Annotated in this window: 15 protein-coding genes; 7 read left to right on the forward strand and 8 right to left on the reverse strand. The window is 34.2% G+C overall.

What is annotated here, in order from left to right; translation table 11 throughout:
- The first annotated feature begins 32 nt into the window (after positions 1–32).
- From trpC to ACE94K_RS21325, 5 genes are all read left to right on the forward strand, one after another.
- Positions 33–818 (forward strand): indole-3-glycerol phosphate synthase TrpC, encoded by a 786-nt coding sequence (trpC, locus tag ACE94K_RS21305; protein WP_378177341.1) that lies wholly within the window; start codon positions 33–35, stop codon positions 816–818.
- Positions 815–1492, forward strand: coding sequence for a phosphoribosylanthranilate isomerase (locus ACE94K_RS21310; protein WP_378177344.1), 678 nt, complete (start codon positions 815–817; stop codon positions 1490–1492). The genes trpC and ACE94K_RS21310 overlap by 4 nt, the downstream gene beginning before the upstream one ends.
- 51 nt (positions 1493–1543) lie before the next feature.
- A complete protein-coding gene (trpB, locus tag ACE94K_RS21315) occupies positions 1544–2725 on the forward strand; it encodes a tryptophan synthase subunit beta (RefSeq protein WP_378177347.1) in 1182 nt (393 codons plus the stop codon).
- 88 nt (positions 2726–2813) lie between these two features.
- Positions 2814–3575 (forward strand): tryptophan synthase subunit alpha, encoded by a 762-nt coding sequence (trpA, locus tag ACE94K_RS21320; protein WP_378177350.1) that lies wholly within the window; start codon positions 2814–2816, stop codon positions 3573–3575.
- Positions 3576–3713: 138 nt separating this feature from the next.
- A complete protein-coding gene (locus tag ACE94K_RS21325; RefSeq protein ID WP_378177353.1) occupies positions 3714–3974 on the forward strand; it encodes a DUF6576 domain-containing protein in 261 nt (86 codons plus the stop codon).
- Between the two features lie 3 nt (positions 3975–3977).
- On the opposite strand, the gene ACE94K_RS21330 is transcribed toward ACE94K_RS21325, so the two are convergent.
- Positions 3978–5240, reverse strand: a complete 1263-nt coding sequence (locus ACE94K_RS21330) for a hypothetical protein (RefSeq protein WP_378177356.1) — start codon at positions 5238–5240, stop codon at positions 3978–3980.
- A gap of 211 nt (positions 5241–5451) precedes the next feature.
- Between ACE94K_RS21330 and ACE94K_RS21335 the strand changes: the two genes are divergently transcribed.
- The gene (locus ACE94K_RS21335; RefSeq protein ID WP_378177359.1) at positions 5452–6033 is read left to right on the forward strand and encodes a DUF1287 domain-containing protein; all 582 of its coding nucleotides are present in this window, start codon (positions 5452–5454) and stop codon (positions 6031–6033) included.
- A 49-nt stretch (positions 6034–6082) separates the two neighbouring features.
- Here ACE94K_RS21335 and ACE94K_RS21340 read toward each other — a convergent pair whose 3' ends face one another.
- The 3 genes from ACE94K_RS21340 to ACE94K_RS21350 all read right to left on the reverse strand — a co-directional run bounded on the left by ACE94K_RS21340 (position 6083) and on the right by ACE94K_RS21350 (position 10419).
- Positions 6083–7834 carry an alpha-keto acid decarboxylase family protein gene (locus ACE94K_RS21340; protein WP_378177362.1) on the reverse strand — a complete coding sequence of 584 codons (1752 nt, stop codon included), beginning with the start codon at positions 7832–7834 and terminating at the stop codon, positions 6083–6085.
- Between the two features lie 11 nt (positions 7835–7845).
- Positions 7846–9591 (reverse strand): flavin monoamine oxidase family protein, encoded by a 1746-nt coding sequence (locus tag ACE94K_RS21345; protein WP_378177365.1) that lies wholly within the window; start codon positions 9589–9591, stop codon positions 7846–7848.
- A 135-nt stretch (positions 9592–9726) separates the two neighbouring features.
- Positions 9727–10419: a uracil-DNA glycosylase family protein gene (locus ACE94K_RS21350; RefSeq protein ID WP_378177368.1), complete on the reverse strand. Its 693-nt coding sequence runs from the start codon at positions 10417–10419 to the stop codon at positions 9727–9729.
- 264 nt (positions 10420–10683) lie between these two features.
- Between ACE94K_RS21350 and ACE94K_RS21355 the strand changes: the two genes are divergently transcribed.
- Positions 10684–10995: a hypothetical protein gene (locus ACE94K_RS21355; RefSeq protein WP_378177371.1), complete on the forward strand. Its 312-nt coding sequence runs from the start codon at positions 10684–10686 to the stop codon at positions 10993–10995.
- Positions 10996–11372: 377 nt separating this feature from the next.
- Here the strand turns inward: ACE94K_RS21355 and ACE94K_RS21360 are convergent, their stop codons facing one another.
- The 4 genes from ACE94K_RS21360 to ACE94K_RS21375 form a co-directional block, all read right to left on the reverse strand.
- Positions 11373–13031: an MBOAT family O-acyltransferase gene (locus ACE94K_RS21360; RefSeq protein ID WP_378177374.1), complete on the reverse strand. Its 1659-nt coding sequence runs from the start codon at positions 13029–13031 to the stop codon at positions 11373–11375.
- Positions 13024–14301: a GDSL-type esterase/lipase family protein gene (locus ACE94K_RS21365; protein ID WP_378177377.1), complete on the reverse strand. Its 1278-nt coding sequence runs from the start codon at positions 14299–14301 to the stop codon at positions 13024–13026. The genes ACE94K_RS21360 and ACE94K_RS21365 overlap by 8 nt, the downstream gene beginning before the upstream one ends.
- Positions 14291–15811 carry a lipase gene (locus ACE94K_RS21370; RefSeq protein WP_378177380.1) on the reverse strand — a complete coding sequence of 507 codons (1521 nt, stop codon included), beginning with the start codon at positions 15809–15811 and terminating at the stop codon, positions 14291–14293. The genes ACE94K_RS21365 and ACE94K_RS21370 overlap by 11 nt, the downstream gene beginning before the upstream one ends.
- Before the next feature lie 160 nt (positions 15812–15971).
- On the reverse strand, positions 15972–16694 hold the full coding sequence (locus ACE94K_RS21375; RefSeq protein WP_378177383.1) for a hypothetical protein: 723 nt from the start codon (positions 16692–16694) through the stop codon (positions 15972–15974).
- Positions 16695–16825: the final 131 nt, after the last annotated feature.

The raw sequence follows: 16825 nt of genomic DNA on the forward strand, positions 1-16825 counted from the left end.
CCTGAAACAAATTCTGGATGACAAGTAAAAAAATGAACATACTAGATAAAATAGTAGCAGATAAATACAAAGAAGTTGAACTTAGAAAAAGTTTAATTCCGGTTCGTCAATTAGAAAATTCGGTGTTATTCAACCGTCAGACTAATTCATTAGCCTCAGCTTTACGTAATAGTGAAACAGGAATTATTGCAGAACACAAACGCAGATCACCTTCTAAATCAGTAATTAACCAAGCGGTAAGTGTACAAGATGTAGCTACCGGATATCAGAACGCCGGAGCTTGTGGTATGTCTGTTTTAACCGATGGTAAATATTTTGGAGGATCTTTGGATGATTTATTATTAGCCAGAGCTTCTTCTTCAATGCCCTTGTTGCGTAAAGAATTTATTATCGACGAATATCAATTATTAGAAGCCAAAGCATATGGTGCAGATGTAATTCTATTAATCGCTGCAGTGTTGTCTAGAAACGAAATAAAATCATTATCTGAGTTTGCCAAAAGCCTATCGCTAGATGTATTATTAGAAGTCCATAATCTAGAAGAACTGGAGAAATCAGTTATGCCGTCGCTAGATATGCTAGGAGTTAATAATCGCAATCTTAAAACTTTTGAAGTAAGTATCGATGTGAGTAAAGAACTAAGTAAACATATCCCCGATGATTTTGTAAAAGTTTCAGAAAGTGGTATTAGTAGTATCGAAGCCATTAAGGATTTACAACAATATGACTACAAAGGTTTTTTGATAGGAGAAAATTTCATGAAGACTGAAAACCCAGGAGCAAACGCAATCGAATTCATAAAAGCTTTACAGAGATGAAATTGAAGGTCTGCGGAATGAAATATCAAGAAAATATGGAAGCTGTAGCTGGATTACAACCAGACTACCTTGGATTTATTTTCTATGAAAAATCTCCCAGAAATTTTGATCAAGATATTCCTGAACTACCAAAAACTATTAAAAAAACAGGAGTTTTTGTAGATGCGTCTATTGATTTTATTTTAGAAAAAGTAAAAAAACACAATTTCAAAGCTATTCAATTACATGGAAATGAATCACCTGAGTTTTGCGAAGCACTTTTACTAGAATTAAAAAAAGTCTTGTCTCCATTCGATCAGACAGCCGTTACTGTCATATCGAGCAAAGTCGAGATATTCAAGGTGTTTTCAATCAAAGATGAATTTGATTTTGAGATACTAAAACCCTACGAAGGCATTGTTGATTACTTCCTTTTTGATACCAAAGGAAAAGAAAAAGGTGGTAATGGATATACTTTTGACTGGAATGTTTTGAAAAATTATAATTCCACTACCCCATTTATCTTGAGCGGTGGAATTGGATTAGAAGAAATTGACAAAATAAAAGCGATCCTAAAAACAGATTTACCGATATATGGTATTGATATCAATAGTAAATTTGAAATTAAACCGGGATTAAAAAATATAAATGATTTAGAAAAATTTAAAAAATTGCTATCCGTTGATCTCAAATAGTTTTTCAATACCCAAAAACTATTAAACATCAACTAAAAACTATAAACTAAGATGAGTTATCAAGTAAATGAAAAAGGATATTACGGAGATTTTGGTGGAGCTTATATTCCTGAAATGTTATATCCTAATGTAGAAGAATTAAGATCTACCTATCTAAACATTATGAATGAGCCTTCGTTTAAAGAGGAATTTCATCAACTATTACGAGATTACGTAGGTCGCCCCTCACCGCTTTATTATGCAAAAAGGCTTTCGGAAAAACACAATACCAAGGTGTATTTAAAACGAGAAGACCTAAATCATACCGGTGCACACAAAGTAAACAATACGATTGGACAAATTCTCGTGGCTAAGAAACTTGGTAAAAATAGAATCATTGCAGAAACGGGAGCCGGACAACACGGTGTGGCGACCGCAACAGTTTGTGCGTTAATGGGTATTGAGTGTATTGTATATATGGGAGAGATTGACATCAAACGTCAGGCACCCAATGTTGCTCGTATGAAAATGCTAGGCGCAGAAGTACGACCTGCAAAATCCGGGAGTAAAACGTTAAAAGATGCTACTAACGAAGCCATTAGAGATTGGATCAATAATCCGGTAGACACGCATTACATCATAGGATCTGCTATTGGACCTCATCCATATCCGGATATGGTGACAAGATTTCAATCGATCATTTCTGAAGAAATCAAATGGCAGTTAAAAGAAAAAGAAGGAAGAGAAAACCCTGATTATGTGGTAGCCTGTATCGGTGGAGGAAGCAATGCTGCAGGAACATACTATCATTTTCTTGATGAGCCAAGTGTAGGAATTATTGCTGTAGAAGCGGCCGGAAAAGGCGTGAATAGTGGAGAAAGCGCTGCTACATCTCAATTAGGTAAAGAAGGAATCATTCACGGGTGCAAAACCTTATTAATGCAAACACCTGATGGACAAATTACAGAACCGTATTCGATTTCTGCCGGATTGGATTATCCAGGTGTAGGGCCTTTACATTCGCATTTGTATAAAACCGGTAGAGGTGAGTTCTTTTCTGTAACCGATGAAGATGCCATGACAGCAGGACTGGAACTATCACAATTAGAAGGTATTATTCCTGCTATAGAGACATCACACGCCTTGGCTATATTTAATGACAAACAGTTTAAACCTGATGACATTGTGGTCATAAGCCTATCCGGTCGTGGAGACAAAGATCTTAACACTTACATAGATTATTTTAAATTATAATAATTAGTAGTAAGTACAAAGTACCAAGTATTGAGATATTCTATTGATACTAACTACTGACTACTGACTACTCTGTACTAATAAAAACATGAACAGAATTAATAAAGCTTTAGCACAAAATAAAAAACTACTATCTATCTATTTTACGGCTGGATATCCATCATTACACGATACTAAAAAAATTATTCAGGATCTTGAAGAAAACGGTGTTGATATGATAGAAATTGGACTGCCTTTTAGTGATCCACTAGCTGATGGACCAACGATACAAGAAAGTTCTACAGCTGCTCTAAAAAACGGAATGACCACCAAATTATTATTCGAACAACTAGCGAATATTCGTCAGTCAGTAAACATCCCTCTAATTATTATGGGATACTTCAATCCTATGATGCAATATGGCGTAGAAGCTTTTTGTGCAAAATGTAAGGAAATTGGTATCGACGGATTAATTATTCCTGATTTACCGGTGGCAGAATATCACGAACACTATCAAGAAACTTTTGAAAAATATGGATTGATCAACGTATTTCTGATTACACCTCAAACTTCTGAAGAACGTATTAGATTCATAGACAGCGTCTCTAATGGATTTATCTATATGGTTAGTTCTGCAAGTGTTACCGGATCTACATCTGGGTTTGGAAACACTCAAGAAGCATATTTTGAACGCATTGCAAATATGAATTTAAAAGCTTCGCAGATTGTTGGCTTCGGTATCAGCAACAATGAAACCTTTACTCAAGCAACCAAAACCGCTAAAGGTGCTATCATCGGTTCTGCTTTCATCAAACACCTTACTCAAAACGGAGTTGATAGTATCCCCGATTTTGTAAAGGAAATACGATAGCATATAAAAATTGAAAATAAACTATATTTGGTCCTTTATAAATGAAGGTTCTATCTAATATCATTTACCATTTGAATTTACCGGAAAAGAAAATTCAAATGGTAAATGGTATAATTTTCTAAGTATTATCGTTTATTCATGAGTTTTATATCCATTCCCTTACTAATCGCTATCATCCTCATTTTTGTTTTCATCAAATGGTTGAAACCCGACTTTTTGCAATTCAAAAAGAATCTAACGGAAAAACCTGAAGGTTTGCTTGATGTAGATGATCGTTATAATGTAACAAAAGTGGAAAAAGAGAAGGAACTAAACCGATTGTTGGAAAAGATAAATAAAGAAGGAATCAATAAGCTTAGTGCATCAGAAAAAGAGAAACTAGAAGAATTATCTAAATAAAACTTATTCTTTCGAAAAGAAATTATCAATAAATTTTTCTAGTTTTTCTTTTTTTAACTGCTGGATATTGAGTTTTAGTTTAGTGATAAAACCGAAAGAATCACCTTCGATCTCCATGGATCCAGAGATATATAATTCATTTTTTGAATCTAAACGTATTTTATTCAAATCAAGAATTGGATATTTTAACAAAACGGATGCCACTCCCTCATTACCGTAATCCGTGTCTAATTCACCATTAGGTAATAATTTTTTTATTAGTATTTCGAATTCACTGTCCAAGCTCTTAGAAATTATAAAAACTTCTCCTATTTCGGTTACTACAAAATCAGTATTGTAAATATCAGCACTAAATCCCATTTCTCCAGAATCGAAAAAAGTAGGATCCAGATTTCCGTTTGCACCATATTTACGTATACGATATATGCCTTCAGACTCATTTTCGATTTGAGAAGTATAAAGTTCTGTATTGGAAAGTACTATATGATCAAATGACTGATAATCTTCTTCTATGGTCAGACAGTATAGATTATTTGATGCCATTTGATTACTATCAAATCCTGCTAAGTACGTAGATTGTTCCTGCCCGTCATCTATCGACTCAGAATACGCTAGTAAGAGATAGTCGTTTTCCATGGCAGAGCAGTTTAACGTAAAGTGATGATCGTCATACAAACTGGATGACAAGGTCTCACCAATATCCGATAGCTTAAGAATAGCAATTTTTTCTTGTTTTTTTGAAGCTTCTAAACCTTTTATCTTGGCAATAACAATGATTTCATCATTAGAGGAAGCATAAATATACTGCCCATAATTATCATCCAGATTATCTAATATATTCTTTTTATATACTCCACTGCTACCAAACCCATCATTAATAGTTCCATCTTCATAAAACCCATTAACAGAAATCATCCAGCTATATCCATTCCAAAAGTTAGATAACACCAAAACAGTACCATCGGATTTAGCACTCATACCAACAGGTATAGTATTTTGATTATCTAAATTACTAGATGTTATATTAAATTGAATATCCTTTTTACCATTTTTATGGAGTCTTACTAAATTTTTCTTGTCATTAGATTCAAACAGTACGTTTATTTTACTTTCTTCAATAACATCAAAATCGATAACATTAGAAGAAAAAACACCTAATTCTTTAAACAAAAGCAGTCCTTTTCTAGCAAAATCAATATCAACTTGCTGAGCATAGCTATTTGTTAACAGACAATAAAAAAATATAAATAAGCGGTAAGTTCTCATAACGAAATAGTAGCAACTTTATTTAGTCACCTTCGCCAAGGAGGTAAGATCAAAAAAAAGGAAGATTGGGGTATCAAATAAACCTTTGTAACTAATTATCGTTAATAGTTTATTTTAATAAGCATCAAAAAAAAGAATTAATCTATTATAATGCAAGATTTTTCTTAATAATAAAAAATTAATTTTGTTAACGTATGTAAAATATAACCATATGAACAAGCGAATCATATTTTTACTTTTCCTTCAAGTTTCTTTCTCTCTTTTTGCTCAGGAAGACTTCTATTATCGATTGTCTGACGCTAGCTTATCATTGACCGAACAAGATGTAACCTACGATCCTGCCTACTTTTCTATGAAGTACCCTAATGGTGATGTTCCTAGTGATAAAGGTGTATGCACAGATGTAGTGATCAGAGCCTATAGAAAGGTAGGTATTGATCTCCAAAAAGAGGTACACGAGGATATGAAAGCTAATTTTGGTTTATATCCAAAAAATTGGGGATTATCAAAAACTGATAAAAACATTGATCACAGACGAGTTCCTAACCTAATGACATTCTTTTCAAGGTTTGGTCAAGTCAAAACGATTTCTGACAAATCAACAGATTACATCCCAGGAGATGTTGTATGCTGGAGTCTAGGAGGCGGACTCACCCATATTGGATTGGTAGTGGATAAAAAATCTTCAGATCAGCAACGATACTTGATTGTACACAATATTGGTAGTGGACAGGTACTAGCTGATTGTCTGTTTGATTATAAAATCATAGGTCATTATCGATATAAAAAGTAACCCTAAGAATCAAGAATAATTGATATTAGGATTACTTCTTTATTATGATTTAACACAATGACCAATCTGGATTTAATGTTTCATCTTCTCCTGCTTTTTTGGTTCTATATTTTATCGAATTAGGAATGTCAGTTTTAGGAATATGAACGTGTACAATGAAATTATCGTTAGGATATTTATCAATTTGATGCAGTGCTATATCCAGATCATTTTCTGTTTTAACTTCAAGTCCAATACCTCCAAAAGCATCTGTAAGTTTAGCATATTTCCAATTATTTAAATCATTGTATGGATACACTTTATTAAGATCTTCCTGAGGATAATCTATTTTATCTTTTCCTCTAAATGGGTTTGGATTGACTAGCATTTGTTCAATACCATATATTTTGTTATCCAAAACAAAAACCACAGTATTATGCTTTAGGTGATGCTGAGCAGAAACTGCCTGACAAGTTTCCTGAAATGCACCATCGCCTACAAACACCAGTACTCTCTGATTTGGGTCAGCACATTTAACGCCTATCGCAGCAGGAACTGAATACCCTATAGACAACCAATTGGCTTGTGCAACAAAGGTATTTGGTTTACTTCTATGCAATCCCTGAGCTCCCAATAAAGGAAATCCTGCATCAACTACCACAGTATTAGAAGCTGTAATAAAACTATTCATTTTTGTAAAGAATTGATCATAGGTCAGCCCATCATCAGTTTCAATTTTTTCAGATTTCTTCAGCAGGTTATTTACTGCTGCATCCATAGAAAATCTTTTAAACTTCTCTTTACGTTTCAGGAGTTCTTCTCTAAGCGCATCAATAAAAGCTCCTAAGGACATATTCGCATAAAATTTTGCACCAACTCTGATTCCGGAGTGATTGGCTAAAACCGTATTATCATCCCATATATTAAATCCTCCAAGATTTTTACCTGTGGTCCACGCACCAATTCCTATTTTAGATCCGGCTTGAGTGAATCGCTCATAGACATCACTCGGAGATGCATTTCCGTTAAAAACTCCTTTAAACAATGGGTGATCCTCAGAAACAATAGATTTTCCCATAATAGAGGTTGTAAATTCAATACCTGTATCTTCTACCAGTTGTAAAAATTTCTTTTGAAGTCCTTTACGCTGAATTTCTACGCCTGCCCAAAAAATAGGTTTATCTTTTGCTTCGATCAAATCGGCAGTAGCCGCAGCAGCACTTTTTGCTATTAATACACATTGATCACTATGTTTTCGGGTAATAGGACGATCAGGAGCATCACATTCTGATCGCCAAACATCTTCAAAAACCTCTAGGTAAACGGGTCTGCCATAACTGATCATTGCATTGAGAACTGCATCTATTTTATAAGGAGCTTCTCCATCTCCTGTGACTTGTTCTGCGGCTACTGTCACATTCCGAAAAACATTGATATTACTGTACATATCACCCGTCATATGAGAAGCCATTAAACCTTCTCCCAAGTTTTTTGATTGCTCTGCGTTTGTGGGAGCTCCATTAATTACTAGTACGGGATTATGTTCTACATAAGAACCTGCTACCGGATTTAAAACACTAAATGCACCTACTCCATAGGTAACTCCCACTGCTCCAATGCCTTTTAATCGAGCATATGCATCTACACAATGGCCTGCATTTATTTCATTTGTGTTTCCAACAATCTTAATTTTTGCGTTTGGATCCTCAATAATGGTATTTAGAAAGGGCGCTGAATAGTTTCCTGCAACACCAAAAACTACATCCAATCCCAGTTCCTCCAAACGAAGCTGTAGATATTTTGCTACTGTTATTTTTTTCATGAGATTGATTTTTAAAGTTCTACCGGAGTTTCATTTACAGCTAATGCCGCTCTTATACCAGATTCAATTGCACCTTCTATCCAAGCGTGTTTTAATGAAGTATGTTCTCCAGCAAAATGTGCTTTTCCGTTCCATTCAGGTTTTTCGATAGCTGATTGTAATAAATGTAATTGTCCTGGACTAAAAATGGCTGCTTCTCCAAAAGCATATGGATTCTGCATCCAGGAAACAGTGGCTGCTCCTTTGATTCCGTCAACATATTCTGGATCTTCTGGTGCATCTGGATTGAAAACAGATAAAGATTTAATTCTTCTTTGTTCGTCCAAATCGTCTGGTGCGTGTGCTACCGCAATGTTATCCAATGCATATATATAACGGTCTTTATGACTCATAGAATCCCATTTTCTGGCATCATCTGCCCAACAATAACAGGCTAACATTAATCCATTTCCTTCTCTGTTTATATGCTGACTTGGATAGTAAATAAAACGGTTCGATAAATCAGTGATGGTTCCACCACCCACAATATTGTAGGGATCTTTTTCCCACCAACGTTCTTTAAATTCAACCAGAACTTTTGTAGCAGAGTCATAGTGAAGTTCCCTGATCGCTTTTCTTTTATCTTGTGAAAATTTAGGCCATACGTGTACCATCCTAAATGCAGAAAATGGTATCGTCACAATAACCTCATCAAACTCCATCTCACTTACCGGTACTTCTTGTTTTTCAAATCCTATTTTTTCATAGTATGCAGGATCCCGTTTTATTTCTATTTCTGTAGAAATTCTTACTTTCCCATCTCTTAAATAAAGATCTGTCATTTTTGTGTCCAGGTATGTAATTTCTGCTAATTCATGTTTTTTGTAAAAAGATTCTGTAATTACATCTGTTCCTCCGACTACTTGCCAAAAAACAGTATCGTTTTTAATAATATTAGCCTCAATAAAACTCTGCAGAAAATCATAGGCCATACGTGACTCCAAGTTTTGGATCACAGCAATCATCTCTATGGCATTCTCTGAGTAATTGGTAAACTCTTTTAGAAAACGTCTCATAGAATATTCTCCTAATTTTTCAATTAGTTTAGGCCAATTCTCGACAGGATTAATAGCTATAAAATCCTTAAGAGGTTGTAATGCATTGTGAAGTAAAATATTCGCTGCCTGATTTTCATCCGGAACGTTTGGATCTTTATTGGTTTGCACATTATAATGCAGTAACTTATTGATATCAGCATCTTTTTTATAATACTCTTTTTGAACCACTTGCTGATAATTTACATATAAGAAGGAATTGAAGGTTTTTTTAGGAAAGATGGCACTGTCCTTCTCATAATTCACGTAACCTTCTTCTTTGTTCTTTAATGCCTCTTTTTTATCTACAGAAACATAGTAGAAAGGTTCTAATGGAACATCGAGCTGCTTGCAGTACTCCAACACCATATTATGAAAGTTCGGTAGTCGCATTGCACCTGCCTCAGCATATAAAGTATCGTCTTCCCAATATTTTTTTCCTTTTGTATTTCTAAAAGTTTTAACTCTTCCACCTATCCGTGTATTCGCTTCAACGATGGTAACGTTATGTCCTGATTCTCTTAAAACAGAAGCCGCCACCATTCCTGCCATTCCTGCGCCTACGACCAGCACATCCTTTTTCTTCCCTTTGGGTTTAGGAAATCCTGTTTTAATGTATTCTAAATATTTTTGAACAACCGGGTCATTATCCTCATCCAATAAGCTATGTAAATACGTTTTCATGTAAAGTGATTTTAGTGCGGTGAGAAACCACAGAAATTAGTATGATTTATGATATGATTAAACATATCCGAAAATACTTTATATCATCATGAAATGAAATAGGGGTTTATACGGGAAATGATAGGGAAAATGTGGTCAAAAGAATTTACTATACTGCATCATTCTAAAATCAATGGTGTTGAATTTCGGGTTTTGGTTTTTTAAGTCTTTATAAGATTGTAAACTTCCAATTGATCGATTAGCAGCCCCGGATGGTGCTGTTAAGGAAACTGTTTTTATAGTTCTATTTGAATTTTCTCTCGACTCCGCTTTAGATGACAGTTTTGAGGGAAGTATGAATTGATGTATTCTGGGAATATCATTCGATACTAATTCTAATTGTAACTGGTAGTTTTTAAGATGTTTTCTAAAAAAATATTCAGGTCCATTTTTACTGTTCCCTCCTGTAAACAAAAGGGTATTAATTTTTGGATATTGATGTAAATACGATACTACATCTCTTAATTGAATATGCTGCATGCCCAAATCAGAAGCATCTATTTTATCACGCTGACAACTATGAACAATGTCACATACTCCAATACCTTGAGAGGCTAGAAAATTCTTTCGTTGATTAATAGCTTCTTGCGTTGTTTCAAACTTTAGATTTAAATTGAAAATACGATCTAAAACCGGCCAGAGCAATCCGCTAATACTTCCGTAACAAAAATTGACATCTCCTTCTTTTAATTCTCCTGTGGTAAAACGTGGCGGTGGCAGGGTACCTACGATCAATTTAGTAGCTCCTTCAGGAAAAAAAGGTTCGTATGGATGTATATGCTGAAACAAAGTTAATTTTGAATTACGAATTACGAATTACGAATTAAGAATTAAGAATTACGATTTACGAAGGTAGAAAGATTTATGAAATAGTAGTTAGTATTAAGTATTAAGTAATGAGTACAAAGTAGTAAGAAGTGAAGAAGCGCTGAGGACCGAGGCTCCTCCTTAGGCGGACAGGCCTCGAAGTTCGAAGACCAATGATTAAGTGCAAAGTAATGCGTATAAAGTGTTAAGTAAGAGTAGTCAACGAGTAAAGCAGGACTTTTTAAAATGGGCAATAAATCCTTATCCACTGTACAAAAGGTAAAAGAATATAAAGAAATCAATCCAGAGTTTATGCCAGGCTATATGGATAAAGACGAGTTCTTAAAAGATGAAACCGTAGTATACCAATTAACTCCTATTGCTAATGTGCTGGAACAATTGTTTTCTGATGTAGATGACACGCGACTATTAGCCGGCAGTGAAGCCCTACAAGCTGCATTATTGTACTACGGACAGGTAAATGAAGCCAACAAAAAAGGAGTACCTAGCGCAAAACCGATTTATGAGGATTTAAAAAAGCGGTTTTCTAAAAAATAATCTTTTCAATCAAGAAAATACGGTAACATAACCAGAAAGATTCGTCCTCGAGTCTTTCTAGTTTTTTTATGAATATTCGATTCTCGAATTTGAGCAAAAAACACTCAAACTTGAGTACAAATGACTCGAATTTGAGCAAAAAACATTTAAACTTGAGTATAAAACACTCGATGTTGAGTATAAATGATTCAAATTTGAGTAGAAAAGACACGGTCTCATTTTGTCAAACCATCAACTAATTATCAGCTTTTATACTCAGATAACATCTCGATACATCCACCAGAGGCGACACTCGATGTCACGTATTAGTCAAATAGTAAAGAAGTTAATGAGAGTTGAACGAAGCCGAAACCCGACACCTACTAGCAACACGTTTTCTAAAACTGAAAGTAAATAAACGGTTGAAAATCGGCAGCATAGGTTTGATAACAGATGATTGCCACAATCGTTGCTATTAATCCCTTAATGATCATATTACTTTTAATAAACTGATCTAACAACCAATCTTTGGTTTTATAAGGCAACCAATGGGTAATATATCCTATCAGCATTACAATAAAAACGACTCTATATTCCCAAAGCACCGTTAACGCATTCGTCCAATCCATATTGGTAGCGACAGCTTGATAGAATCGATCGATATGATCCATACTATTACCTCTAAAATAAATCCTGGTAAAGGTTATAAAAACAAAAGTTAGTGCAATACGCCATAATAAAGCATACCAGGCGTTAGAATTTTCGTAGGGACTTATTTTTCGCCAGTATTTATAGGTAACAATACCTAATCCATTTAAACCTCCCCAAATCACAAATTTCCAGGATGCTCCGTGCCATAAACCTCCTACTAGCATAGTAATCATGATATTGACATTGGTATTGAAATGTTTGGCCAATTTGGATGAGAACAATGTAACAATCAATAAAACTCCGACCACAGAAGTTGCTAATACAGCTACTCCAAAATTAGCAAACGCTAAAGCACCTAAAAATGTAAAGACCGTGATAAAGGTATATGAAAAAATACTTCCATTGCGATTTCCTCCTATTGGGATGTATAAATAATCTTTTAACCAACTGGAAAGCGATATATGCCAACGTTTCCAGAAATCCCCGCAATGAATAGCTTTGTACGGTGAGTTAAAATTAACCGGCAGTTTATATCCCATAAGCAAAGCCAAACCAATAGCTATATCTGTATACCCTGAAAAATCTCCGTAAATCTGTAAAGAATACCCAAACATTGCCATAATATTAGTAAACCCAGAAAACATCTCGGGCACATCAAAAACACGATCCATAAAATTCATTGCTATAAAATCTGCGAAAAGCATTTTCTTGATAAGTCCTTTCAGAATCATAAAAGTAGCATTACCAAATTCTTCTTTAGTAATATTAATCTCTTTACCTATCTGCGGAACAAAATCTGCTGCACGAACAATAGGACCAGCGACCAACTGCGGAAAGAAACTAACGAAGAAGCCAAAGTCGATAATAGAATTTAACGGCTTGATTTGTCTTCTATAAATATCAACACTGTAGCTTATCGTTTGGAAGGTATAAAAAGAAATACCAACAGGTAAAATAATCGTGTCTACAGTAAAATAATCTACACTAGCCCAAGTATTAGCAAACTGAGCCAGATAATTAATTACCTGATAATCTGTATTAAAAAGACTGTTGTATGATTCTGTAAAAAAATAGGCATATTTGAAATAACTTAAAGTACCTAGGTTTATGATCACGCTTACCGCAACCAGCAACTTTTTAACCGTAACAGATGTGCTATGATAAATTGCTTTACCCAGAAAAAAATCGTTGAACGTACTAAAAAGTAATATTCCTATAAATAGTCCACTGGTTTTGTAATAAAACAATAAACTGATTGCAAAAAGGTAAGCACTTCGTATTGCCTTTTTACGATACACTATAGCATACACAAAATAAATTACTGCAAAGAAAATCCAGAAATCTGCCTGTGTAAATATCAAAGGAAAATCCTCTGAAAAAGAAAAAATATCTTTTAATCTATTCATTAATTATTTGATTCAAAACAGAATTTGGCGCTAACTGTAACTCTTTTTCCCACGAATTTGTTAATGCCTGTAATAGTAAGTCTGCTTTAATTCTATATCCCAACTGTGTAAAATGTATTCTGTCTCGAGGCATCAATTTATTTTGATACCAATCTCTAGAGGAGTTAAATCCTCCCATAATTTCATAAAAGTCCCAAACAGCCATTTTATGCTTTTTTGCTAATTCATAAATAATTTTTTGCATAACCCTTGTTCTAGGATTTGGGTATTGTTTTTTGTAATAAGAATCATTAGGTACAGTTAGCAAAACTGCGCAATCCGGATTGGCCTTTTGAGCTTTTAAAATAAGATCTTCATAATATCTTCTATATTCCTCTGGCTTAAAATCCGGATGATATCCATCATTGGTACCAACAGAAACAATAAATAGATCAGGTTTATACAACATCAATTGTTCATCAAAATACTTACAACGGTTATAATAATTGAAACTTGCACCATTTACGCCAATCGTGGTATACTGTACACCAGGATTATCATTCATCAACTCTATTCCCATCATTAGAAATTCTGCTTGCTCAGCGTCTCCGATTCTACGTACACAAAACTCCAATTCTTCTAATGTTTTTGTAAGAACAAATTCCTTAAAATGAGCCTCTTTATTGACTTTAGAATTCGCAATTAGACCAGACTCTTTGAAATTAATTTCATAATCATCACTCCAGTTATCATAAAATATTCTAATTCTGTTGAAATTATAATTTTGCGAATCATATCCTCTATGATTTGCTTTGATCTTGATGTTCGCTAAAGAATCTTTGAAAACTGCAGTCACTCCTGCCATACCCCAGGCAACACTATCCTTTTTGATAGAGCAGCGATATCCTGTCCAATCTCCATCATACTCTACTGTATAATTACTAGGATTGTTTGTCCCGGCGATTTTGTATGGATAAATAAATCCGCGCTGTCCCTTTGCAGTAGGACTCATATGTTGTAAATATGTTCTTAATCGATTTGAATAAATATCTGCCTGTATATGAGATCCTCCAATATGAAAAATATGAACATTTTCTTTATTCCCTCTCGCGATGGTATCTAGTTTTTGAAATAGCTTGGCAAAAGAAGGAGCATTATCGACAAACTTAATCTGATTTGCTTTCCAGTTTACAAAGGGATATTTATTTTGGATAGTATCCAAAACATAATCCTGAGCTATTACTGAAAAACTCAAAAAGAATAAGAAAAAGAATAGTATGCTATGTCTCATTATTAGGTTCTTCTTTTAAATCAAGGTATAGCGCCGTAAAAAACAATTCTGAAATAATCTTAGTTCCTTTCCACGTAAAATGCATGTAATCATTAGCCGTCAGTTTTTCTTCTACCCAATAAGGCATGGATCCTTTTCCGCCCATAGCATCATACATACTCCAATAAGCTACATTATTCTTAGAACAGGTTTCCATCAATTTATTATTCAGATATGGTAATAATGGATAGGTTTCCATCTTACCATTAATAGGTAAGCACATATCTGTAGGCCCAATAAATATAAAACTCACATTTTTTGTTCTGCGTCTTAGCCAGTTGATCTGGTTGGCGATAGATTTAGCATAATTGTCCACTTTGGTAGAATCCTTAAGATATGGCATAGTATTACCCCCATATTGCATAATAATGATCTTAGGTTTTAAATTTCTGGCCATCTTACCATACGTAGAAGCATTTGTACTGGAAAAAATAGTCCCAGATGAACCTCTCATCGCTACATTATCCATTTGCACTCTTGATCCACCATCTAACGTTAATCCATAAAAATCTGCACTTATTTTTCCTTCTAGTTCGATTTTTAGTTTACTTGGTGTCGTATTGGTTTTAATGCTATACTCATGGTATTTTCCATCATCGATCAAACTATCCTGCTGAATTAACTTTCCATCGTTAAATACTGAAATTTGTATAGGGAAGTTACAATTACCATAATGTAGCCCTATATTCGTAAACCTTCTGAATTTAGCATAAGCTTTCCTGGATTTGCCAATAGTAACAGATGCTTTTATTAAAGGTAAAGAATCGATAGCAGTACTATCAGGAAGATTTTTTTCATATGCTGTAAATCGCGAAACCGACATATAAGTGCCATATTTTTTATGCTTAAGTTTTTCCTGTGTAGGGTCAAATCTTGCATACCTGAACCAGTTTTCACTAGGTTCCACATTAGCAGCAATTTGTTTATATACAGGTTTTACAGGAATAAAACCAGGGCCACTACCGCCAAACATTCCTTGTAATCTGTTCCGTACATACCCGGTTATTCGATCTCCTTCGATTTGTGAATCACCGTAATGGATGATCCTACAAGACTTAGAAGATAACTTAGCTTTTAGCTCTTCTGCAAAATCGGGATTGCTTTCCGGATATTTAATTCTTTCAATTCTCGTTGTATCAATTTTCGAAAAATCAGGTCTTTGAAGACTATCTTTCTTTGCTATAGCTTCTGCAGTAAGTGTTTCAGGCTCTAATTCAGATTCATCTGCCACAGGCACGACAGTTTCAGTAACTTTAAGAATGTCCTGTTTTTTGGTAAGAGTAGTATCTTTTTCTAGTTCCAAAAATGTTTTATAGGTAGGATACTTAAGAGAAATCCCCTCGTAGGAGAATCCATCTTCTTGTATTTGTTCTTTCTGGACACCCCCTTTTTCGCTTAAAAACATCAATCCAAATAATCCTCCTAATACGAGTATAAGAAATAAGGATATTTGAATAGGTTTGATTTTCAAGGCTATCGGGGACTTTGATTTTTGTAAAAATAGAAAGTTTTTGCGAAATGCAAAGGAATTATTAATGCTTTACAAATAAATAATAGACCTACCCAAGTTCGATACTATAATCCTCACAACCTGATTCTCCTTGATATCGTTCTGAATCTTGTTTTTTTTACTACAATGAAGCTAGCAGCTTGTTCACATCATTAACAACCCCACGATATATATTTCGGTTGGGTTTAGACATATGCTGTGATTCTATCTGGATTTCTTTTAAAATCTCTTTACCATCTATTATTTCACCCTTATCGATAAGAAATTTAGCTAATATATAACGCTCTTTATAATTAGAATAACGTTGATCGATAGGCCTGAGATTTTCTTCAGCCTCATCAGCTCTCCCGTGTTGTTCTAAAGCCAAACCATATAGGAACTGGCTTCGGGAACCCCTAAAATCCGATCTTGATTTTATCTGCTCAGCGCAAAAAATAACTTTATCAAATTGATTTGTTTGAAAATATCCTTCTATAAGTTTTTTTACAACACCAGGATTTTGATAATACTCACCATTAATCGCTAATTCGTATTCTCCTAAACCAGTGTTAAAGTCTTCTATATCATATAAAGCATCACCTAAATGAACTCTATTCTGAAAAGTATCTGCGAATTCAACCTGCTTTCTTAGATCATTTACTTTTTTGGTTGGATTGATAACCTGTACAATCTCATTCTGAACAACATTCAAATCTTTCTTTTTAAACACTTGAGTGACCAGATAAATGATACAACCTATCACTGGCAAAAATAAGATTAAAAAATACCAGTAGTATTCATTTCTATTCTTTATAGCGTGATAAATACAAAAAGCCTGTAAGGCAATGATTAAAAAAAATGGCATCCGGTAAAAATAATAAAACTCAACAATTTAACACTAATAGTATAAAAAGCTTTGAAATTGTAAAAAATAAAAAGCGATATGACTTATTAACACTGTTTTATCTAAATAATTTGCTCTAAAAAATCAGCGTA

The sequence above is a fragment of the Aquimarina besae genome, assembly GCF_042434905.1.
Taxonomy (GTDB): domain Bacteria; phylum Bacteroidota; class Bacteroidia; order Flavobacteriales; family Flavobacteriaceae; genus Aquimarina.

What these genes read in the sequence shown, in the direction of transcription:
- ACE94K_RS21325 (WP_378177353.1), top strand. Translation starts at nt 3,714, where the DNA reads ATGAGTTTTATATCCATTCCCTTACTAATCGCTATCATCCTCATTTTT.
- trpB (WP_378177347.1), top strand. Translation starts at nt 1,544, where the DNA reads ATGAGTTATCAAGTAAATGAAAAAGGATATTACGGAGATTTTGGTGGA.
- ACE94K_RS21340 (WP_378177362.1), bottom strand. Translation starts at nt 7,834, where the DNA reads ATGAAAAAAATAACAGTAGCAAAATATCTACAGCTTCGTTTGGAGGAA.
- ACE94K_RS21335 (WP_378177359.1), top strand. Translation starts at nt 5,452, where the DNA reads ATGAACAAGCGAATCATATTTTTACTTTTCCTTCAAGTTTCTTTCTCT.
- ACE94K_RS21310 (WP_378177344.1), top strand. Translation starts at nt 815, where the DNA reads ATGAAATTGAAGGTCTGCGGAATGAAATATCAAGAAAATATGGAAGCT.
- ACE94K_RS21360 (WP_378177374.1), bottom strand. Translation starts at nt 13,031, where the DNA reads ATGAATAGATTAAAAGATATTTTTTCTTTTTCAGAGGATTTTCCTTTG.
- trpC (WP_378177341.1), top strand. Translation starts at nt 33, where the DNA reads ATGAACATACTAGATAAAATAGTAGCAGATAAATACAAAGAAGTTGAA.
- ACE94K_RS21355 (WP_378177371.1), top strand. Translation starts at nt 10,684, where the DNA reads ATGGGCAATAAATCCTTATCCACTGTACAAAAGGTAAAAGAATATAAA.
- ACE94K_RS21375 (WP_378177383.1), bottom strand. Translation starts at nt 16,694, where the DNA reads ATGCCATTTTTTTTAATCATTGCCTTACAGGCTTTTTGTATTTATCAC.
- trpA (WP_378177350.1), top strand. Translation starts at nt 2,814, where the DNA reads ATGAACAGAATTAATAAAGCTTTAGCACAAAATAAAAAACTACTATCT.
- ACE94K_RS21330 (WP_378177356.1), bottom strand. Translation starts at nt 5,240, where the DNA reads ATGAGAACTTACCGCTTATTTATATTTTTTTATTGTCTGTTAACAAAT.
- ACE94K_RS21345 (WP_378177365.1), bottom strand. Translation starts at nt 9,591, where the DNA reads ATGAAAACGTATTTACATAGCTTATTGGATGAGGATAATGACCCGGTT.
- ACE94K_RS21365 (WP_378177377.1), bottom strand. Translation starts at nt 14,301, where the DNA reads ATGAGACATAGCATACTATTCTTTTTCTTATTCTTTTTGAGTTTTTCA.